This window comes from uncultured Xylophilus sp., assembly GCA_913776965.1.
Classification (GTDB): domain Bacteria; phylum Pseudomonadota; class Gammaproteobacteria; order Burkholderiales; family Burkholderiaceae_C; genus Xylophilus.
The window spans coordinates 1-20,166 of the sequence record CAJYQL010000006.1 but is presented as its reverse complement, the minus strand read 5'-3'; the positions used below and the strand labels follow the sequence as shown (position 1 = coordinate 20,166).

The following is a 20,166-nucleotide window of genomic DNA, read 5'->3' as shown; positions in this document are numbered from 1 at the left end:
GCCGCTTACTTCACGTCCTGGATCTTCTTGATGTTGGCTTCGCCGAATTCCTTGGCGTAGGAGACGTAGGCCGGCTCGATCGCCTTGCGGAAGGCCGCGCCGTCGACGGTGCGGGTGACCTTCACGCCTTCTTTCTCGAGCTGCGCCAGGCCGTTCGCCTCGTCGTCGTTGACCTTCTTGCGCTGGGCAGCGGCACCCTTCTTAGCGGCCTCGACGAACACCTTCTTGTCGGCGTCGCTCAGCTTGTTCCACACCTTGGGCGACAGCAGCAGCAGGGCGGGCGAGTAGACATGGTTGGTCAGCGAGAGGTGCTTCTGCACCTGCGAGAACTTGGCCGAGAGGATCACGGGGATCGGGTTCTCCTGGCCGTCCACGGTGCCCTGTTGTAGCGCGCCGAAGAGTTCGGGGAAGGCCATCGGCGTCGGCAGGATGCCGAAGGTGCGGTAGCCGTCCATGTGCACCTTGTTCTCCATGGTGCGCATCTTCAGGCCCTTGGCATCGTCGGGCTTGACGATGTCGCGCTTGCTGTTGGTCATCTGCCGGAAGCCGTTCTCGGTCCAGGCGAGCGCGATGATGCCCTTGGCCGGGAATTTGGTCAGCAGGTCCTGGCCGATCGGGCCGTCCATGACCTTGCGGGCGTGGTCGTAGTCGCGGAACAGGAAGGGCAGGTCGACGATCTTCATCTCCGGCACGAAGTTGCCGACCGGACCGGTGGAGGTGTTGAGCAGGTCCTGCGTGCCGAACTGGATCGCCTCGATCTGCTCGCGCTCGCCGCCGAGCGCCGAATTGGGAAAGTGCTGGCACTTGTAGCGGCCTTGCGTGCCCTTCTCGACTTCGTCGCAGAAGACGGTGGAGCCGACGCCGTAGTGCGATTCCTTGGAGGTGGCGTAGCCGATCTTGAGCGTGGTCGTCTGGGCCTGTGCCACACCGGCGGCGGAGCCCATGGCGAGGGCGATGGCGGCCGCGAGGGCGGCGCGCGGAAGGCGGGTCATGCGATCTCCTGGATGAAAGGTCGTCGCATTATCTGGATAGCGCAGTCCGACGGCATCGGGGTTTTCGTGGGTGCGGCGGTGCAACAAAAAAGCCGGATCGTGCGATCCGGCTTGTAGGGACGAACGCGGCCTGTCGGCCGCCGATCACATGCCCGAATAGTTCGGCCCGCCGCCGCCTTCCGGCGTGACCCAGACGATGTTCTGCGTCGGGTCCTTGATGTCGCAGGTCTTACAGTGCACGCAGTTCTGCGCGTTGATCTGCAGGCGTTCCTTGCCTTCGCCCGCGGCCTCGTCCGGCACGTATTCGTACACGCCCGCCGGGCAGTAGCGCTGTTCCGGGCCGGCGTAGACCGGCAGGTTGATGCGCGTCGGGACCGTCGGGTCCTTCAGCGTCAGGTGGGCCGGCTGGTTCTCCTCGTGGTTCGTGTTGCTCACGAAGACGCTGGAGAGGCGGTCGAAGGTCAGCACGCCGTCGGCCTTCGGATAGCGGATCGTCTTGAACGACGAGGCCGGCTTCAGCCGCACATGGTCCGCTTCGCGGCGGTGGATCGTCCAGGGGATGTTGCCGCCGAGCAGCTTCTGCTCGATGCCGGTCATGATGCTGCCGACGGCGCGGCCCTTCTTGAACCAGGTCTTGAAGTTGCGGTCCTTCTCCAGTTCCTCGCGCAGCCAGCTTTTCTGGAAGGCTTCCGGATAGTCGACGAGTTCGTCGTGCTGCCTGCCGGCCTGCAGTGCATCGAACGCGGCCTCGGCGGCCAGCATGCCGGTCTTGATCGCCGAGTGGCTGCCCTTGATGCGGCTCACGTTCAGGTAGCCCGCCTCGCAGCCGACCAGCGCACCGCCCGGAAACACCGTCTTCGGCAGCGCGAGCAGACCGCCGGCGGTGATCGCGCGGGCGCCGTAGCTGATCCGCTTGGCGGGTCGGATGCCGTGGGCCTCGTCGCCGTCGAAGTAGTAGCGGATGTTCGGGTGCGTCTTGTAGCGCTGGAATTCCTCGAACGGGCTGAGGTACGGGTTCTGGTAGTCCAGCCCCACGACGAAGCCGACGATGACCTTGTTGTCCTCGGCGTGGTAGAGGAAGCCGCCGCCGTAGGTATCGGCGTCGAGCGGCCAGCCGGCGCCGTGTAGCACCAGGCCCGGCTGGTGGCGCGCCGGGTCGATCTCCCACAGTTCCTTGATGCCGATCGCGTAGCTCTGCGGGTCGCTGTCCTTGGCGAGGTGGAACTTCTCGATCAGCTGCCGGCCCAGGTGGCCGCGCGAGCCCTCGGCGAAGACGGTGTACTTCGCGTGCAACTCCATCCCGAGCTGGAAATTCTCGGTCGGCTCGCCGTCCTTGCCGACGCCCATGTTGCCGGTCGCCACGCCACGGACCGAGCCGTCGTCGTTGTAGAGCACTTCGGCCGCCGGGAAGCCCGGGAAGATCTCGACACCGAGCTCCTCGGCCTGCTGCGCGAGCCAGCGCGTCACGTTGCCGAGGCTGACGATGTAGTTGCCGTCGTTGTGGAAGCAGTGCGGCAGCAGGAAGTTGGGCGTGCGGATCGCGCTTTTCTCGCCCATGAAAAGGAAGGCGTCCTCGGTCACCGGCTGGTTCAGCGGTGCGCCGCGTTGCTTCCAGTCGGGAATCAATTCGGTGAGCGCACGCGGGTCCATGATCGCGCCCGACAGGATGTGCGCACCCGGCTCGGAACCCTTTTCCAGCACGACGACCGAGACCTCCTTTTCCTGCTCGGCGGCGAGCTGCTTCAGCCGGATCGCGGTGGACAGGCCGGCCGGTCCGCCGCCGACCACGACGACGTCGTACTCCATCGCTTCGCGGGGGCCATAGGTGCTCAGGATTTCGTCGTGGGTCATGCGGCAGAGTCTCGATCGTGATAATGAATTCTGACCGGCACGCCGCGGCGCGCCTGTCGGATATGCGACCGATTTTATGCGGCGGTACCGCCTACCTGACCCGTGCCGGCCCGCGCCCTCGCGGCGGCGCCGGACCTCCAACAAGGAACCCCATGGCCTACACCATCGATCTATCCGGCCGCGTGGCCTTCGTCACCGGTGCATCGAGCGGACTCGGCGCGCAGTTCGCGCAGACCTTGGCGCGTGCCGGGGCCGACGTGGTGCTGGCGAGCCGCCGCACCGACCGGCTGAAGGAACTGCGCGCACGGATCGAGGGCGAGGGCGGCAGCGCCCATGTGGTCGCCTGCGACGTGACCGACCGCGCCAGCATCCAGGCGGCGGTGGCGCGTGCCGAGACCGAGGTCGGCTCGATCGACATCCTGGTCAACAACTCGGGCGTCTCCACCACCCAGCGGCTGCAGGACGTGCGGGAGGAGGATTTCGACTTCGTCTTCGCCACCAACGTGCGCGGCGCCTTTTTCGTCGCGCAGGAGGTCGGCAAGCGAATGCTGGCCCGTGCGCAAGGCGCTGCACCGGGCAGCTTCACCGGCGGGCGGATCATCAACATCGCGTCGATGGCGGGGCTGAAGGTGCTGCCGCAGATCGGCGTGTACTGCATGAGCAAGGCCGCCGTGGTGCAGATGACGCGGGCGATGGCGGTGGAATGGGGCCGCTGGGGCATCACCGCCAACGCGATCTGCCCGGGCTACATCGACACCGAGATCAACCACCACCACTGGGAAACCGAACAGGGCAGGAAGCTGATCGGTATGCTGCCGCGCAAGCGGCTGGGCACGCCGGAAGATCTGGACGCGCTGCTGGTGATGCTCGCGAGCGGCCAGAGCCATTTCGTCAACGGCGCGGTGATCGCGGCGGACGATGGATTCGCCCTCTGAGTGCGGCGGTATCGGCGCGGCAGACGCACTGTCGCGGCGGCGGTGGCTCGCCATGCTCACCACGGGCGCCGCAGGGCTCGCCGGGTGCGCCGGACCGTCGCCGCGGCGACCGCGGGAGACCGTCTATGCGCCGCTCAGCGTGGAGCAGGCGAGCGACATCGCGATCCATGCGCTCGGCCTGGTCGGCACGCCCTACCGCTACGGCGGCAACACGCCCGAGGGCGGTTTCGACTGCAGCGGCCTGATCGGCTATGTGTACCGCAGCCGTGCCGGCCTTGCGCCGCCGCGGACTACCGCCCAGTTGGCCGGCTTCGGCGCGCCGGCCGAACTGACCGAAGCCCGCACCGGCGACCTGGTGCTGTTCGGCCGCGTCACGCCGACCCACGCCGGCATCTACGTCGGTGGCGGACGCTTCGTGCATGCGCCCTCGACCGGCGGCACGGTCCGGCTCGACCGCCTGAATGCCCCGTACTGGGTGCGGCAGACCGTCGCCGTGCGGCGGCCCTGAACGGACGCGCCCGGCGGTCCGCACGGCGGCCGACGCCGCAGCAGATCAGCGCGGCCCGCCGACCACCCGGAAGCGCATCGCATGGGCCGCGAGCCAGTCGCGTGCCAGCGCCTGGGCCGTCGGCTGCGCGGTCTCGCGGTCGGGGTGGAAGTCGCGCCGGAAGTAGGCGAGCGCAGGCCGCCAGGTGCGCCACAGCAGGCCGTCGCGGCCGAAGAACAGGCTCGCCGCCTCGCGCCAGGTCGCGAGCCGCCACAGGGTGCCGTCGCGGCGCAGGTTGAGCAGCGTCTGCCGCGTCGCATCGCGCAGAAAGGTGAGGCAGACGTACACGTACCACCGGCGGCGCCAGCGGTCGTCGCCGCCGAGCGCGCGGTAGACGGCGAACGCGACCGCGCGGTGCTCGGTCTCTTCCGCCGCATGCCAGCGCCAGAGCACCTGCATGTCGGGCTCGGCGCCTTCGAGCCAGCGGTCATGGCGCAGCGTGCCGTCGGCGAGCAGGGCGGTGAGGTGCTCGAAGGCGCAGGTCGCGGCCAGCGCGTGGCGCTTGTCCATGTCGGGCCAGCGCGCCCGCATCCGTGCCAGGCGGGCCTCGGCCCAGTGCTGCCACTGGTTGTCCAGGCCCTGCTTCTCGAGGTGCGCGTTGTAGAGGCCGTGGATGTGGCGGTGTGTCGCCTCCTGGCCGACGAAGCCGCTCACGGTCTCTCGCAGCGCAGCGCCTTCCGCCGTGTCGGGCAGCAGCTTGGCGGCCTCGCGGACGGCGTCGATGAAGAACTGCTCGCCGACCGGGAAGCTCATCGACAGCGCATTGAAGAACTGGGTGCGGAACACGTCGCCGCCGTGCCAGTGGCGGCCGAAGCCGCGCTTCAGGTCGATCTCCAGCTTGCGGATCAGCAGGCGTTCGGGGGCGGGGGTCAGGTCGTGCATGGCGGGTCTCCTGGCTGAGGCTGACGAGGGCGTGGGCTTGAGCCGGCGCCCGTTTCTGAGCATTATTCAGTTTTGGCGCAGGGCGGCTACTCGCCTTGTGCTCAGTTTTTCGGAGGCCCTGCGATGAAGACGCCCCACGATGCGCAGCCCGCGCCCCGCATGCGCAAACAGCCGGTGCAGGCCCGGGCGCAGCGCACGATCGAGACCATCTTCGCCGCCACTGCTCAGATTGTGGAATCCGACGGCGAGGGCGCCCTGACCACCAACCGCATCGCCGAAAAGGCCGGCTTTTCCATCGGCACGCTGTACCAGTACTTCCCTTCGAAGGAGGCCATCCTGCTCGCGATGATCGGCCGCCAGCGCGACCGGACCCAGCAGGACCTGCAGGCGATGCTCGACCGCGCGGTGGCCGAGCGCTGGCCGGTCCGCGAGGCGGTGCGCGAACTGGTCGCGCTCTTGGTGCAGGCCTTCGGCGGCACCTCGCGGCCGCGGCGCGCCTTCATCCGCATGGCCTGGCGGATCGACCACCATGACAACATCACGCAGGCGCTGCGCGAAGGTGCGGACCGGAACGCGACGGCGCTGGCGCAGCTGATCGCGGCCGGTGATGCGCCGGGCGTGCGCCCGCCGACACCGGTGATGATGTTCGTCGCGACGCGCGCGGTCATGGGCGTGATCCGCAGTGCGTCGCTGGAAGATTCGCCGCTGCTCGGCACGCCGGCGTTCGAGGACGAGCTGGTCCGCCTGGTATGCGGATTGTTGGCCATCGAGGCGTAAAAGTGCCGTTTGCGCAGGTGGGATTTGCGCAGCTTGCTATCTATTCGATAGCGGATGACGCGCCGGTCGGAAGAAGGCGTCGAACAGCGGCGGCAGCGTCGGGAATTCTTGTGCGAACCGCGCGGGGCGCACGAAGTAGGCCTCGCAGGCCACCGGCAGGAACTCCGACAGCGATTCGGCGCCGTACGGGTCGAGCCACGGCTCGGCGCCACCGAAACGCTCGGCGATGATGACCTGTTCGCGGAATGCTTCGTGGGCTGGCTCCAGCACGGCGAGCCAGGCAGCGCGTGCCGCCCGTGGACCGCTCGTGCCGAGGAAGCCGGGCGGCAGCGGCGGACAGCCGTCGGCCGGGCCGTTGCGCATGTCCATCTTGTGGACGAATTCGTGGATCACCACGCTGTAGCCTTCCGCCTCCGGCCCGCCCGCGGCCTCGACGTCGGGCCAGCTGAGCATCACCGGGCCGCGCTCCATCGCCTCGCCGGCGAGCACCTCGTCGTAGTGGTGGACCACGCCGCTCTCGTCGGTGAACTCGCGCCGCGCCACAGCCTCGCCCGGATGCACGACGATGCCGACGAAGTCGTCGTACCAGCCCAGCGCTTCGGCCGGCGGGCCGAGGTGCAGCAGCGGCAGGCAGGCCTGCGCGGCGATCGCCACCGCCATCGCGTCGGTCACCTCCAGTCCGTGCGCGCCATGGAATTCCTTCTGCGCGAGAAAAGCGTCGGCGAGGGCGCGCAGCCGTGCGCTGTCCGGGGTGGCCGCGGCCAGGAACGGCCAGCGGGCCAGCGTCTCGTGCCACAGGGCGTCGGGGATGGCGGGTGCCGCCCGCAACACGGCGGGCGCCTGCCACCGCGCGCGCAGCCGCTGCCACAGGCCCATGGCGGGGCTCACGGCGCCAGACGGCGCACCACGCCGTGCTCGATGCGCAGCAGGCCGGCGCGAGGCGGGTCGGCCGACAGGTCCCAGTCCGGCAGGACGTGCCGGGTCTGGCCGCCGGCCATGCGGTGGTCGGCCGGCTGGTGGGTATGGCCGTGGATCAGCGTATCGGCGCCGGCAGCGGCCAGCCATGCGTCGGCCGCCAGCGGATCGGCATCGGCGTAGTCGGCGCCCGACGCCTTGCGGGCCTCGCTCTCGCTGCGCAAGCCGCGCGCGATGGCGCGGCGTTCCGCCAGGGGGCGGGCGAGGAACGCCTGCTGCCAGGCCGGACTGCGGACATCGGCGCGGAAACGCTGGTAGTCGATGTCGCCCAGACAGAGCGCATCGCCGTGCGTCAGCAGCCACCGCCGGCCGTGCAGGGCCAGGACCGTCGGATCGGCGAGCGGTGCCATGCCGCTGCGCGCCAGAAAATCCGCGCCGAGCAAAAAGTCGCGGTTGCCCGGCTGGAAGAAGAGGGCGACTCGGGCCGAGGCGGTGCACAGCGCCGCGGCGCAGTCCGCTTCGAAGCTGCCGGGGGTGGCCGCGTCGTCGCCGATCCAGACCTCGAATACGTCGCCGAGCAGGAACAGCGCATCGGCCGGGGTGTCCTGCAGGTAGCGCAGGAAGGCGTCCGCGGTGCGGCGGTCGCCGGCCTGCAGATGGATGTCGGAAACGACATCGACCGTGCGCCAGGCGGGCGGAGCGACAAGCTCGGCCACCGGCGGCACGGTCGACTGCATGGGAAACGCGGCGCGTCGCGACGCGTCAGACCACCACGGCCTTCTCGATCACCACGTCTTCCTGCGGTACGTCGTCGTGGAAACCCTTGCGGCCGGTCTTCACGCCTTCGATCTTGTCGACGATGTCGGTGCCGTCGACCACCTTGCCGAACACGGCGTAGCCCCAGCCCTGGGCCGAAGGCGCGGTGTGGTTGAGGAAGGTGTTGTTCTTCACGTTGATGAAGAACTGGGCGGTCGCCGAGTGCGGCGCATTGGTGCGTGCCATCGCCACGGTGTACTTCTCGTTCTTCAGGCCGTTGTTGGCTTCGTTCTCGATGGGCGCATCGGTCGGCTTCTGGTCCATGCCGGGCGTGAAGCCGCCGCCCTGGATCATGAAGCCGGGGATTACGCGGTGGAAGATCGTGTTGTCGAAGTGGCCCTTCTGGACATAGGCCAGGAAATTGGCGACCGACTTCGGCGCCTTGTCGGCGTCGAGTTCGAGCGTGATCACGCCGTGGTTCTGGATGTGCAGTTCGACTTTGGGTTGGCTCATGGAGATCCTTCGGAGAAACAGGAGGAAAAGAGGTAGGAGACGAGGGCCGCAGCCCTCAGGGCGCCACGACGGTCGCGGCGTTGATGGTCACCGGCTGCACCGGCACGTTCTGGTGCGGCCCGCGGCTGTCGGTCGCGACCGTACGGATCTTGTCGACCACGTCCATGCCCGACACCACCTTGCCGAACACCACGTAGCCGTAGCCGTCCGGATTCGGCGGATTGAGCATCGCGTTGTCCTTCACGTTGATGAAGAACTGCGCCGTCGCGGAATTCGGGTTGCTGGTGCGGGCCATCGCGATGGTGCCGCGGTCGTTCTTCAAGCCGGTGGTTTCGAAGGCGATCGGCGCGCGGGCGGGCTTCTCGCGCAGGGTCGGTCCGAAGCCGCCGCCCTGGATCATGAAGCCGTCGATCACGCGGTGGAACACGGTGCCGTCGTAGTGCTTGTCGCGTACGTACTGCAGGAAGTTGTCGACCGTCTTCGGTGCCTTGGACGCGTTCAGCTCGAGCACGATGTCGCCCTCGGAGGTGGCGAGCTTGACGCGCGGGGATGCGGTCTGGGCCGATGCGCCGGCGCCGGCCAAGGCGCCCGCGAGCAGCAGCAGACCGGCCACACGGCGCGAGGACGGGAAAAACGGTGTGTTCATCAGCCGATGGTTCCTTCAAAGAAAATCTTCCACTGCCCGCCCTGCTGCAGCCAGTACTGGCGGCGGACCGGGCCGGTCTTCGCGCCTTCGGGCACTTCGCCGAAGGTGACGACCATCGTCTCGGAGCTGCCGTCCTGCCAGCGCAGGAAGGTGAGGTCTTTGGTCTGCAGCGGCTGCCCCTTGGCGCGGGCCATGTCCTGTTGTACCACCGCTGTCCAGTCGGTCAGTGTCTTGCCGTAGCTGTTGAAGTCGCTGGTGTAGTAGCCGATCGTGCGGACCAGGTCGCCGCCGGATTTCGCGGTGCGCCAGGCAGCGAAGGCCGACTCGAATCCCTGCGCCGCCGACTTCGCCGCAGGCGGCGCGACCCAGTTGAGCCGCTCGGCGATCACGACCGGCGTGGCGCGGGGCTCCACCGTGCGCAGGATGCGGCGCAGGTCCGGGTTGGCGATCACCACGCAGCCGTCGGTCGACAGCGGTGCGCGGGAAAACTGCTCGTTCGGTGTGCCGTGCAGCCAGATGCCGCTGCCGGTCTTGCCCCGCCGCAGGTCGTAGGGGTTGGGGTAGTTGATCGGCAGTGCGCCGGCACCGTAGAACGCCTTCAGCGACCGCGGGTTGAGGTTGCCGGTGATGTAGTACACGCCGAGCGGCGTGCGCATGTCGCCCTCCAGCGACTTCTCGATGCCGGATTTGCCGACCGAGATGTAGTAGTCCGCGAGCAGCGTCAGACCCTGGGGGCCGTTCTCGAACAAATAGAGCCGGGAACGCGATGCATCGACCGCGATCGCATGGCGGCTGCTGCCGGCGATCTGCACGAACTGCGAGGGCACCGTGCCGGACGGCGGCCGCTCGCGCAGCGCCTTGAGCCGCATCGCGGACTCGTGCCGCAGGGCGGCCAGGGCCGGCGCATCGCGGCTGGAATCGTCGGGAATATCGCCGAGCATGCGGACCGGCCGCACCCGCAGCGCGAGCAGGTCGCCGTAGACCAGCTGGCCGAGCTGGAAGGTCGGATAGTCGCGGGCCAGTTTCTCCGCTTCGGCGAGCGCGCCTGCACCGTCGCCCTGGCCGATGAGCCGGTAGACGGCGATCAGCCGGGCTTCGGCTTCGCCGTCCTTCTGGGCATCGCCGGCGGTATCTGCGCGGGTCCGTCTGGACGACGGGGCGGCGATCGCCGTACCGGCGGCAGCCGCCGCCGTCGCTGCGACCGCTGCCTTCTTGCGTGCGGTGCGCGCCCCGTCGTCGCGGGCGGCGGACGGCAGGGCCGTGGCCGCGAGCAGCAGTGCGAGCAGGCCGGCGGGCAGGCGTGGCAGCCACGGCGTGGCGGCGCGAAACAGCATAGAAGAAACGGTCACGAAAAAGAAAATGCCGCCCGGGTCGGCGGGCGGCAGCCGGAAACGGACGGGACGGTCAGCCAGTGGATTCGCGCACGATCACCCAGGTTCCCCCGGACTTCACCATTTCCAGCGTTTTGCGGCTCGTCACGTTGAGCGCGTCGGCGCTGTAGTCCTGACGGAAGCGGGCGGTGGCCTTGCTGCCGTCGACCTTCACGTTCAGGTCGCTGATGCCGACCTTGATCTTCGATTTGCCGAGAATCCGGGCGCGGCGCTCTGCTTCCCAGGCTGCGCGGGTCTGCTTGCCCGGCGGGCTGAAGTCGCGGCCGTAGGCGGCGAGATAGTCCTTCATGTCGCGTTCGGCCCAGGCCGCGGCCCAGGCGCGCACGGCGGCTTCCACCTCTTCCGCCTGCGCACGCGACGGGGCTTCGGCAGCGGGCGCGGGCGCCGGAGCCGGTGTGGGCGCCGGGGTCGGGGCGGGTGCGGGTGCCGCAGGTGCCGGGGCAGGGGCAGGGGCAGGGGTGGGAGCCGGCGTCGGGGCAGGCGCCGGAGCCGGCGGGGCAGGCGGCGGAGGTGCCGGCATCGGCGTGGGTGCTGCGGCGGGCGCCTTCGTGGTCGGGGCCGGCGCTGCGGCGCTGGTGCGGGTCGCGCGGGCCGGTGCCGGCGAGAACAGTTCGCGGATCAGTGCGAGCTTCGGCGGCACCGCGGTGTTGCCGGCGTCGAGCTGCAGCGCCTTGGCATACGCCTGGCTCGCCAGCTTGGCGTACACGTCGCCCATGTTCTCGTGGGCGGTGGCGTAGCTGGGGTTGGTGCGGATCGCCATTTCCAGGGCGGTGCGCGCCTTGTCGTACTGCTTCTGGTTGGCGTAGAGCACCGCCAGGTTGTTGTACGGCTCGGGCAGCTCGGGGAATTCCTGGGTGAGGGCGGTGAAGGTGGCGATCGCGTCGCCCTGCTTTCCGGACTCGGTCTGGATCACGCCCTTCAGGAAACGCATCTGCGGATCGCGCGGGTTGCCGGCCAAGTATTTGTCGGCACGGGCCTGGGCATCGGCGAGCTTGCCGGCGCGCACCAGCTGGGTGACGTCGGAGTAGTCGTCCGCATGGGCCGGGCCCGCGAGAAAAATCCCGGCGATCGCAGCCGCAGCCAGGGTTCGGAAAAGCGGACGGGGGGCGGCTGCGCCAGGTTTCATACGGCCTCGGGGAAAGGGACAACGGAGGGGACGAGAAGCCCGGCGCGGCGGCCTGAGGGGGCTTTATACTGCGGCGGATTGTAGCCGTAGGCCCCGCCCACGCAGGCGTCGCGCAGCCGGTACGTCCCCCGCATTCCCCACCGTTCTCCTGTCCGTTCCCGTTGTACCGGAGTGGCCTCCGTCCTGCGACCAGGACGGCACGGCCGTTCCCCGAGATTCCATGACCCTGCGCATCTACAACACGCTGTCGCGTGCCCTGGAGGAGTTTTCGCCGATCGAGCCCGGCCATGTCCGCATGTATGTGTGCGGCATCACCGTCTACGACTACTGCCACATCGGCCACGCGCGTGCCAACGTGGCGTTCGACCTGGTGCAGCGCTGGCTGCAGGTGCAGGGCTGGCGCGTGACCTTCGTGCGCAACATCACCGACATCGACGACAAGATCATCCGGCGCGCCGTGGAGAACGGCGAGACGGTGCGCCAGCTTACCGACCGCATGGTCGCGGCGATGTACGAGGACTTCGACGCGCTCGGCATCGCACGGCCCACCCACGATCCGCGTGCCACCGACTACGTGCCGCAGATGCTGGACCTGGTCCGCACGCTGGAATCCCGCGGGCTCGCCTACCGCGCCGGCGGTGACGTGAACTATGCGGTGCGCCGTTTTCCCGGCTACGGCAAGCTCTCGGGCAAGTCGCTCGACGAGCTGCAGGCGGGCGAGCGCGTGGCGGTCGCCGAGGGCAAGGAGGATCCGCTCGATTTCGTCCTGTGGAAGGCCGCCAAGCCGACCGAGCCGGCGGACGTCCAGTGGGCGAGCGACTACGGTCCCGGCCGGCCGGGCTGGCATATCGAATGCTCGGCGATGGCCTGCGCGCTGCTCGGCGAGACCTTCGACATCCACGGCGGCGGTGCCGACCTGGCGTTCCCGCACCACGAGAACGAGATCGCGCAGAGCGAGGGCGCCCACGGCGTGCCGCTGGCGAAGACCTGGATGCACAACGGCTTCGTCAACGTGGACGACGAGAAGATGTCGAAGTCGCTCGGCAACTTCTTCACCATCCGCGAGGTGCTGCAGCAGTTCGACGCCGAGACGCTGCGTTTCTTCATCGTGCGGACCCACTACCGCAGCCCGCTCAACTACAGCGATGCCCACCTGCGCGACGCCCGCGGCGGGCTGAAGCGGCTCTACACCGCGCTCGACCGCGTAGCCCCGGCCGGCGATACCGCGATCGACTGGACGCAGCCCCAGGCCGCACGGTTCCGGGCGGCGATGGACGAGGACTTCAACACGCCCGAGGCGATCGCGGTGCTGTTCGACCTCGCCGGCGAGGTGAACCGCACCGGTGCGGCCGGGTCGGCCGCGCTCCTGAAGGCGCTGGCCGGCACGCTCGGCCTGCTGCAGGGTGACCCGCGTGCGTTCCTGCAGGGCGGCACCGCGCTGGACGCGGCGGCGATCCAGGCGCTGATAGCGCAGCGCGCCGCGGCCAAGCAGGCCCGCGACTTCGCTGAAGCCGATCGGATCCGGCAGGAATTGCTCGGGCAGGGTATCGTGCTGAAAGACACGAGCGCCGGAACCACTTGGGAGGCAGCCGCGTGATGGATTTCAGCGGAACCATGCCTGCCCTGGAGGAGGAGCCGACGGTGGAAGCGCCTGCGAAGAAGAAAGCGCCCGCTGCGCCGGTGCTGAAGCGCCCTGCGTACTGGGCCGAAGCCTGCGATCACCTCGTCGCCCGCGATCGGGTGATGAAGCGGCTGATCCCGCAGTTCGGCGACATCTGCCTGGAGTCGCGCGGCGATGCGTTCACCACCCTGGCGCGCAGCATCGTCGGCCAGCAGATCTCGGTCAAGGCGGCGCAGGCGGTCTGGGAGCGCTTCGCGAAACTGCCGCGGCGCATGACCGCGGCCAACGTGCTCAAGCTGAAGGTCGACGACATGCGCGCGGCCGGCCTGTCGGCCCGCAAGGTCGAATACATCGTGGACCTGGCGCTGCACTTCGACAACGGTGCGGTGCATGTGAAGTCCTGGGAGTCGATGGACGACGAGGCGATCATCGCGGAGCTGGTCGCGATCCGCGGCATCGGCCGCTGGACGGCCGAGATGTTCCTCATCTTCCACCTGATGCGGCCGGACGTCCTGCCGCTGGACGACGCCGGATTGATCGCCGGCATCAGCCGAAACTATTTCTCGGGCGATCCGGTCAGCCGCAGCGATGCACGGGAGGTCGCGGCCGCCTGGACGCCCTACCGCAGCGTGGCGACTTGGTATATTTGGCGGTCGCTCGACCCGCTGCCCGTCGCCTACTGACGCGACCGCTGCCGCACCGGTTCCCGGATGCGCGCCCTTTCCTAGGAGCAAGGCTTTGGCCAAGAAAACATTCCTCGACTTCGAGCAGCCCATCGCCGAACTCGAGAGCAAGATCGAAGAGCTGCGCTACGTCCAGACCGAATCGGCGGTCGATATCTCCGAAGAGATCGGCCAGCTCGGCAAGAAGAGCCAGCAGCTCACCAAAGACATCTACAGCGACCTGACGCCCTGGCAGATCACCAAGATCGCCCGGCATCCGGAGCGGCCCTACACGCTCGACTACGTGAAGGAAATCTTCACCGACTTCATCGAGATGCACGGCGACCGCCACTTCGCAGACGACCTGTCGATCGTCGGTGGCCTGGCCCGTTTCAACGGCCACGCCTGCATGGTGATCGGCCAGCAGAAGGGGCGCGACACCAAGGAACGCGGCCTGCGCAACTTCGGCATGAGCAAGCCCGAGGGCTACCGCAAGGCGTTGCGCCTGATGAAGACCGCCGAGAAGTTCGGCCTGCCGGTCTTCACCTTCGTCGACACGCCCGGCGCCTATCCCGGCATCGATGCCGAGGAGCGCGGCCAGTCCGAGGCGATCGGTCGCAACATCTTCGAGATGGCGCAGCTGGAGGTGCCGATCATCACCACCATCATCGGCGAAGGCGGCTCCGGCGGCGCGCTGGCGATCTCGGTGGCCGACCAGGTGCTGATGCTGCAGTACTCGGTGTATTCGGTGATCAGCCCCGAGGGTTGCGCGTCGATCCTCTGGAAGACCAGCGAGAAGGCGCAGGATGCGGCCGACGCGCTGGGCATCACCGCGCATCGCCTGAAGGCGCTCGGCCTGGTCGACAAGATCGTCAGCGAGCCGGTCGGCGGCGCCCACCGGGACCACAAGCAGATGGCCGCGTTCCTGAAACGCGGGCTCGGCGAGGCGTTCCGCCAGGTGTCGGACCTGAAGACCGCCGAACTGCTGGACCGTCGCTATGCGCGTCTGCAGAGCTATGGCCGGTTCAACGACGTGAAGGCCGAAAGCAGCAAGTAAGGCGCTGCGACCCCGGCCGGTTCTTCGCGCCCGCGTGCTCCGGGCCCGCGGGCGTTGTCGTTCCAGGACCTTGCCATCCACACCGATGCCCCATCCCGTAGACCCCGTCGACCGGGCGATCGCGGCCTTTTCGCCCGCGTTGCCGCTGGCCGTGGCCTTCAGCGGCGGTGCGGACTCGACCGCGCTGCTCGCGGCCTGCGCTGCCCGCTGGCCCGGGCAGGTGCAGGCGGTGCATGTGCACCACGGCCTGCAGGCGGCCGCCGACCGGTTCGTGGCGCGATGCGAGCAGACCTGCGCGATGCTCGGTGTGCCGCTGCAGGTGTTGCATGTCGATGCCCGGGCCCAGCCGGGCGCCAGCCCGGAAGATGCGGCGCGGCGGGCGCGTTATGATGCTTTTGACCGGTTTGCGCAAGAGCAGCCTGCGCATCCAGCTATTAAAAGCATAGCGTTGGCCCAGCATGCCGACGACCAGGTCGAAACGGTGCTGCTGGCCCTGTCGCGGGGCGGCGGCATCGCCGGACTGGCGGGCATGCGGCGCCACTGGCAGCGCGACGGCATCGACTACCACCGGCCGCTGATCGACGTGCCGGGCAATCGGGTGCGTGCATGGGCAGAGGCGCGGGGCCTGCACTGGATCGAGGATCCGAGCAACGTCGACACCCGTTTCACCCGCAACCGCATCCGCGCGCAGGTGCTGCCGGCGCTCGCCGCCGCGCTGCCGCAGTTCCGCGCCACGTTCGCCCGCAGTGCGCGCCATGCGGCGGAGGCGCAGGCCGTGCTCGACGAGGTGGCCGCGGCCGATCTGGCCCATGTCGGCTCGCCTCCGATTCTTCAGGCGCTGCAGCGGCTCTCCGCTCCCCGACAGGCGATGGTCGTGCGCCGCTGGCTGCGGGAGGCGCACGGCACCACGCCCGACACGGTTCAGCTCGCCGAATTGCAACGCCAGATCGCCGCCTGCACGACCCGCGGCCACCGCATCGCGATCAAGGTCGGCGTGGGCATGGTGCATCGCGAGGGCGACCGGCTCGGTTGGTACAATCCCGCGGTTTTGGCTTCCCCTCCTGCACAGGAAGACCCGGCGCCCCAAAACGACGGTCCCGTCGCGCCCCGCGCCTGACGCGCGCGCTTCTTGCGCTCTCCTGCTTTTCCTTCCTTCCGATGGCATTGATCGTTCACAAATACGGCGGCACGTCGATGGGCTCCACCGAGCGCATCCGCAACGTCGCCAAGCGGGTCGCCAAGTGGGCGCGCGCCGGCCACCAGATGGTGGTGGTGCCGAGCGCCATGAGCGGCGAAACCAACCGGCTCCTCGGCCTCGCCAAGGAACTCGCGCCGGCCAAGCCGGGCGACGCGTACAGCCGCGAACTCGACATGCTCGCCTCCACCGGCGAGCAGGCCTCGTCGGCACTGCTCGCGATCGCGCTGCAGACCGAAGGCCTGGAGTCGGTGAGCTACGCCGGCTGGCAGGTGCCGATCCGCACCAACAGCGCCTACACCAAGGCACGCATCGAATCGATCGACGACCTGCGGGTCCGCAAGGACTTGGAAGCCGGCAAGGTGGTGATCGTCACCGGCTTCCAGGGCATCGACGAGCACGGCCACATCACCACGCTCGGCCGGGGCGGCAGCGACACCTCGGCAGTCGCCGTGGCGGCCGCCATGAAGGCGGCCGAGTGCCTGATCTACACCGACGTGGACGGCGTATACACAACCGACCCGCGCGTCGTGCCCGAGGCGCGCCGGCTCGACAAGGTCAGCTTCGAGGAAATGCTCGAAATGGCCTCGCTCGGCTCCAAGGTGCTGCAGATCCGGTCGGTGGAATTCGCCGGCAAGTACAAGGTCCCGCTGCGGGTGCTGTCGAGCTTCACGCCCTGGGACATCGACATCGCCGAGGAAGCCGCGTCCGGCACCCTGATCACTTTCGAGGAAGACGAACACATGGAACAAGCCGTCGTATCCGGCATCGCGTTCAACCGCGACGAAGCGAAGATTTCCGTCCTGGGCGTGCCCGACAAGCCCGGCATCGCCTACCAGATCCTGGGTGCGGTGGCCGACGCCAACATCGAGGTGGACGTCATCATCCAGAACCTGAGCAAGGACGGCGCGACCGACTTCAGCTTCACGGTGCATCGCAACGACTATGCGAAGACGATCGACCTGCTCAAGGACAAGGTCCTGCCGAGCCTGGGCGCGTCGGAAGTGGTTGGCGACGCGAAGATCTGCAAGGTCAGCATCGTCGGCATCGGCATGCGCAGCCACGTCGGGGTCGCGAGCAAGATGTTCCGCGTGCTGAGCGAGGAGGGGATCAACATCCAGATGATCTCCACTTCCGAGATCAAGACCTCGGTGGTGATCGACGAGAAGTACATGGAGCTGGCCGTGCGCGCGCTGCACCGCGCGTTCGATTTGGACCAGCCGAAGCTCTGAACCGGCCATTCTTGATGGCATAATTGCCAGCTGCTGGAAACGTGACCGAGTGGCCGAAGGTGCTCCCCTGCTAAGGGAGTATGGGGTGTAGAGCCTCATCGAGGGTTCGAATCCCTCCGTTTCCGCCAGTAGTACCCAGAAAAGCCCCGACATTCGGGGCTTTTTTGCGTATGGGCGTTGCAAAATCAACGGGTTAGCAGCGTGCCGGATCGACGTTCCACCACCGTTTCCGACATTTCGCCACCATTTCCCGTGGCTGTCGTGTAGGTGCCGATGTAGGCAAGGGCTGCAAACCTACCGCCTATGCCTACAACAAACACCCTTACCGACGCGGCTTGCCGCAAAGCCCAACCAGGCAAGTCTTTCGACGGCCACGGCCTATTCCTGCACGTCACGGCCACCACGAAAACCTGGCGCATGGCCTACCGGCTTGACGGAAAGCCGCAGACGGCCACCTTCGGCCCGTACCCGCTGCTCACCCTTGCCGAGGCGCGGCAGAAGCGCGACGAGCTGCGGCGAAAGTTGCTCGACGGCATCGACCCGCGGCCCAAGGTGGCGCGCAAGGTGCCCACGTTTCAGGAATGCGCGTCGGCGTATTGGGAGGGCCGGAAGGACATCAGCGCCGGCTACCGACTTAACGCGGTGCGCGGACTCGCCATGCACATCGAGCCCGACCTGGGCGGCATGCCCATCGACACGATCACGCGCGATGACCTACTGCGCCCGCTGAATCGCATGGACGCGGCCGGCCTGCATGTCTACGTTCGGCGGGCGCGCGTGTGGGCGTCGCAGGTATTCGATTGGGCGGTCGAGCAGGGCCACCGCGCCGACAACCCCGCGCAGACGATCCGCACCGAAAAGGCGTTCGGTCGCGCGAAGGTCGAGAGCCACGCGGCCCTCGAGCTGTCCGAGGTGCCCGAGTTCATGCAGCGGATCGGGCTGGAGTCGCCCGACCTGCAGTCAGTCTTGGCCTGCCGGCTCCTGGCTCTGACCTGGGTGCGCACCGTCGAGCTGCGCAATATGGTCTGGAGCGAGATCGAGGGGGACTTGTGGCGAATCCCGGAAGGGAAGATGAAGCGGCGCCGCGACCACCTCGTGCCGCTATCGCGCCAGGCGCTCGCCGTGCTAGAGAAGATGAGGGCGCGATCGCGCAGCGACTACGTGTTTCCGGCGGACCACCGGAACGACCGCCCGATGTCGGAAAACGCGGTGCTCTATCTGCTGCACCGGATGGGATTCAAAGGCCGCATGACGGGCCACGGATGGCGCTCTGTTGGCTCGACCTGGGCGAACGAGCGCGGTTACAACCCCGACGCGATCGAGCGGCAGCTCGCCCATGCGCCGGACGACAAGACGCGGGCGGCCTACAACCGCGCCGCGTACCTGCCCGAGCGCCGATCAATGCTGCAAGCCTGGGCGGACTGGCTCGACGATGTTGATGCCGGCCGCGCGAAGGGTTGAAAGCCGCCAGCCGACCGTCTTCTGGCTCATGCGGATATCGGGTTCCGGCAGTTTGCCGGCGGCCATCCAGCGGCGCAGTGTGTCGCTGACGACGCCCAGCGCCTTGCACAGCTCCTGCCGGTGGATCACCACGTCGGGCGTGGTTGGTTCGATGGTCTTTTTTGCTTCTGTCATGCAGCCTCCCGCAGTGCCGGCCGGCTGTTCCAGTTCGCCGCGATGACCGCCCGGCCGAGAGGGGGCGGTACCGCGTTGCCGCACATGCGCACCTGGGTGGACTTGCTGAAAACTCGCCCGTCGTGGCCGCGGTCGATGATGTAGGAGGCCGGGAACCCGTTGGCGTTGTACAGCTCGCGCGGCGTCAGCATGCGCAGGCAGATGTCCACCACCACGTAGGGCGAGCCTTGCAGCCACACCGTGACCAGCGCGAGGCGGTCCTTCGTCGTGCTGGTCGCCATCGGCTCCGACAGGTCGCCGATCTGCCCGCCCTGGCCGTAGTAGCGGATCAGGAAGGCAGCGCAGCGTAGCGCGCTCGCTTCATGGTCCGGCGACAGGTGGTATTCCACCAGGGCGTGGTGCTCTGCACCGGCCGTCGAGGTGGGCACAGGCTCATCCAGGCCGCGCCCGATGCAGTTCCGCCGCAGCGTCGCCAGGTGGGCCGTCACCAGTCGTTGCTGGGAGCCGCTGGCAGTCGAGGTGGACAGCGGTTCGCGCGCATCGCGCGCCGGCGTCGCGTTAAATCCGCCGTTCGCCTGTTCCACGAATGCCGTGACGGCGGCGAACTTGCCGGCGCCGACAACAGTGCCGAGCGGCTGGCCGACATCGAGCGCGCGGGGTGCCTGGCCGGGCCGCTCGCCATAGCCCATCTGCACCAGCGAGCCGACTGCCACCGCCTGGCCTCCGCCGCTGGCCGTCACCGTGCCGACCGGCTGGCGGATGTCCTTCGCGCCGTGGCTCCAGCGCGGCGCCTCGGGCGTGCCCTGGCCGTGGCCGGCCTGCACCATGACCGGCGCGGCCATCATGAACTCGCCGCGCTGTGCGGTGGTGACCGTGCGGAGCGGTTCGCGGATGTCGCGCACTCGCACGCCGCCGCTGTGCGTCACCGGCACGATGAACGGGTCGGCGTTGTCGAGTACGTAGCGCTTCATGCCGTGCGCGATCCGCCGCAGGGTGGCATCGGCCAGGGGCTTCTCGCGCTCGAAGATGCTGCGGCCCTCGATGCTCCAGTCGATGCACTCGGCCGCCGACCGCCAGCGCTGCTGACCCTTCGCCGGCTTCGCATGGTGGGTCGGCTCGGGCCAGACGATCGGCGCGTCGTCGCACCGGGCGACCATGAACAGCCGTTGCCGGGTGGTCGGCGCGCCGTAGTCGGCCGCACACAGCACGCGCCAGTCGACGGCGTAGCCGAGCGCCTGCAGCGCGGCGACGAAGCGCCGCCAGGAGCGGCCGGCGTGCCGCGGGTCCGGCACCAGGTGCTGCTGGGCGACCGGCACGCGCTCGCCGACGGCGGCCACGGTGCCGTCCAGGCGCACCACCCGGCCGGTCGCCTTGCAGCGCTTGGCGATCAGCGGGCCCCACTGCAGGATCTGCTTGACGTTCTCCAGCGTGAT

At 68.5% G+C, this 20,166-nt stretch carries 20 protein-coding genes and 1 tRNA gene; 10 read left to right on the top strand and 11 right to left on the bottom strand.

Annotated features, from left to right (window positions below; translation table 11 throughout):
- Positions 1 to 5: 5 nt before the first annotated feature.
- Positions 6 to 992 (bottom strand): TRAP transporter substrate-binding protein, encoded by a 987-nt coding sequence (locus QZ500_RS00635; protein ID WP_295849600.1) that lies wholly within the window; start codon positions 990 to 992, stop codon positions 6 to 8.
- Positions 993 to 1,136: 144 nt separating this feature from the next.
- A complete protein-coding gene (locus QZ500_RS00630; protein WP_295849599.1) occupies positions 1,137 to 2,843 on the bottom strand; it encodes an electron transfer flavoprotein-ubiquinone oxidoreductase in 1,707 nt (568 codons plus the stop codon).
- A 152-nt stretch (positions 2,844 to 2,995) separates the two neighbouring features.
- On the opposite strand from QZ500_RS00630, the gene QZ500_RS00625 reads away from it, so the two are divergent.
- Both QZ500_RS00625 and QZ500_RS00620 read left to right on the top strand, forming a co-directional pair.
- Entirely contained in the window at positions 2,996 to 3,778 is a 783-nt protein-coding gene (locus QZ500_RS00625) for an SDR family oxidoreductase (protein ID WP_295849597.1), read from the top strand.
- Positions 3,762 to 4,286 (top strand): C40 family peptidase, encoded by a 525-nt coding sequence (locus QZ500_RS00620; protein ID WP_295849595.1) that lies wholly within the window; start codon positions 3,762 to 3,764, stop codon positions 4,284 to 4,286. The genes QZ500_RS00625 and QZ500_RS00620 overlap by 17 nt, the downstream gene beginning before the upstream one ends.
- Positions 4,287 to 4,331: 45 nt before the next feature.
- On the opposite strand, the gene QZ500_RS00615 is transcribed toward QZ500_RS00620, so the two are convergent.
- Entirely contained in the window at positions 4,332 to 5,207 is an 876-nt protein-coding gene (locus QZ500_RS00615) for a metal-dependent hydrolase (protein WP_295849594.1), read from the bottom strand.
- Positions 5,208 to 5,330: 123 nt separating this feature from the next.
- Here QZ500_RS00615 and QZ500_RS00610 point away from each other — a divergent pair, with 123 nt between their 5' ends.
- Positions 5,331 to 5,984, top strand: a complete 654-nt coding sequence (locus QZ500_RS00610) for a TetR/AcrR family transcriptional regulator (protein WP_295849592.1) — start codon at positions 5,331 to 5,333, stop codon at positions 5,982 to 5,984.
- 36 nt (positions 5,985 to 6,020) lie between these two features.
- On the opposite strand, the gene QZ500_RS00605 is transcribed toward QZ500_RS00610, so the two are convergent.
- The 6 genes from QZ500_RS00605 to QZ500_RS00580 form a co-directional block, all read right to left on the bottom strand.
- Positions 6,021 to 6,860, bottom strand: a complete 840-nt coding sequence (locus QZ500_RS00605; protein WP_295849646.1) for a zinc-dependent peptidase — start codon at positions 6,858 to 6,860, stop codon at positions 6,021 to 6,023.
- Positions 6,861 to 6,868: 8 nt separating this feature from the next.
- Positions 6,869 to 7,636, bottom strand: a complete 768-nt coding sequence (locus QZ500_RS00600; RefSeq protein WP_295849590.1) for a UDP-2,3-diacylglucosamine diphosphatase — start codon at positions 7,634 to 7,636, stop codon at positions 6,869 to 6,871.
- 25 nt (positions 7,637 to 7,661) lie between these two features.
- Positions 7,662 to 8,168 carry a peptidylprolyl isomerase gene (locus QZ500_RS00595; protein ID WP_295849588.1) on the bottom strand — a complete coding sequence of 169 codons (507 nt, stop codon included), beginning with the start codon at positions 8,166 to 8,168 and terminating at the stop codon, positions 7,662 to 7,664.
- A gap of 55 nt (positions 8,169 to 8,223) precedes the next feature.
- Positions 8,224 to 8,814 carry a peptidylprolyl isomerase gene (locus QZ500_RS00590; protein ID WP_295849587.1) on the bottom strand — a complete coding sequence of 197 codons (591 nt, stop codon included), beginning with the start codon at positions 8,812 to 8,814 and terminating at the stop codon, positions 8,224 to 8,226.
- Positions 8,814 to 10,148 carry a L,D-transpeptidase family protein gene (locus tag QZ500_RS00585; protein WP_295849585.1) on the bottom strand — a complete coding sequence of 445 codons (1,335 nt, stop codon included), beginning with the start codon at positions 10,146 to 10,148 and terminating at the stop codon, positions 8,814 to 8,816. The genes QZ500_RS00590 and QZ500_RS00585 overlap by 1 nt, the downstream gene beginning before the upstream one ends.
- A 70-nt stretch (positions 10,149 to 10,218) precedes the next feature.
- Positions 10,219 to 11,331 carry a tetratricopeptide repeat protein gene (locus QZ500_RS00580; protein ID WP_295849584.1) on the bottom strand — a complete coding sequence of 371 codons (1,113 nt, stop codon included), beginning with the start codon at positions 11,329 to 11,331 and terminating at the stop codon, positions 10,219 to 10,221.
- Between the two features lie 220 nt (positions 11,332 to 11,551).
- Between QZ500_RS00580 and cysS the strand changes: the two genes are divergently transcribed.
- The 7 genes from cysS to QZ500_RS00545 all read left to right on the top strand — a co-directional run bounded on the left by cysS (position 11,552) and on the right by QZ500_RS00545 (position 18,559).
- Complete coding sequence (gene cysS, locus QZ500_RS00575) at positions 11,552 to 12,928, top strand: cysteine--tRNA ligase (protein WP_295849582.1); 1,377 nt, start codon at positions 11,552 to 11,554, stop codon at positions 12,926 to 12,928.
- Between the two features lie 17 nt (positions 12,929 to 12,945).
- Positions 12,946 to 13,635, top strand: a complete 690-nt coding sequence (locus QZ500_RS00570; RefSeq protein ID WP_295849580.1) for a DNA-3-methyladenine glycosylase 2 family protein — start codon at positions 12,946 to 12,948, stop codon at positions 13,633 to 13,635.
- A 55-nt stretch (positions 13,636 to 13,690) separates the two neighbouring features.
- Entirely contained in the window at positions 13,691 to 14,671 is a 981-nt protein-coding gene (locus tag QZ500_RS00565) for an acetyl-CoA carboxylase carboxyltransferase subunit alpha (protein ID WP_295849578.1), read from the top strand.
- Positions 14,672 to 14,756: 85 nt separating this feature from the next.
- Entirely contained in the window at positions 14,757 to 15,788 is a 1,032-nt protein-coding gene (gene tilS / locus QZ500_RS00560) for a tRNA lysidine(34) synthetase TilS (protein ID WP_295849577.1), read from the top strand.
- 41 nt (positions 15,789 to 15,829) lie between these two features.
- Positions 15,830 to 17,098: an aspartate kinase gene (locus QZ500_RS00555; protein ID WP_295849575.1), complete on the top strand. Its 1,269-nt coding sequence runs from the start codon at positions 15,830 to 15,832 to the stop codon at positions 17,096 to 17,098.
- Between the two features lie 35 nt (positions 17,099 to 17,133).
- Positions 17,134 to 17,226 (top strand) — tRNA-Ser (locus QZ500_RS00550).
- Between the two features lie 175 nt (positions 17,227 to 17,401).
- The gene (locus tag QZ500_RS00545) at positions 17,402 to 18,559 is read left to right on the top strand and encodes an integrase arm-type DNA-binding domain-containing protein (protein WP_295849573.1); all 1,158 of its coding nucleotides are present in this window, start codon (positions 17,402 to 17,404) and stop codon (positions 18,557 to 18,559) included.
- On the opposite strand, the gene QZ500_RS00540 is transcribed toward QZ500_RS00545, so the two are convergent.
- A complete protein-coding gene (locus tag QZ500_RS00540) occupies positions 18,497 to 18,733 on the bottom strand; it encodes a hypothetical protein (protein WP_295849571.1) in 237 nt (78 codons plus the stop codon). The two genes, QZ500_RS00545 and QZ500_RS00540, sit on opposite strands and share 63 nt — an antisense overlap.
- Positions 18,730 to 20,166, bottom strand: a 1,437-nt coding sequence (locus tag QZ500_RS00535; RefSeq protein ID WP_295849569.1) for a DNA cytosine methyltransferase, incomplete at its 5' end; no start/stop codon positions are given. The genes QZ500_RS00540 and QZ500_RS00535, both read right to left, overlap by 4 nt.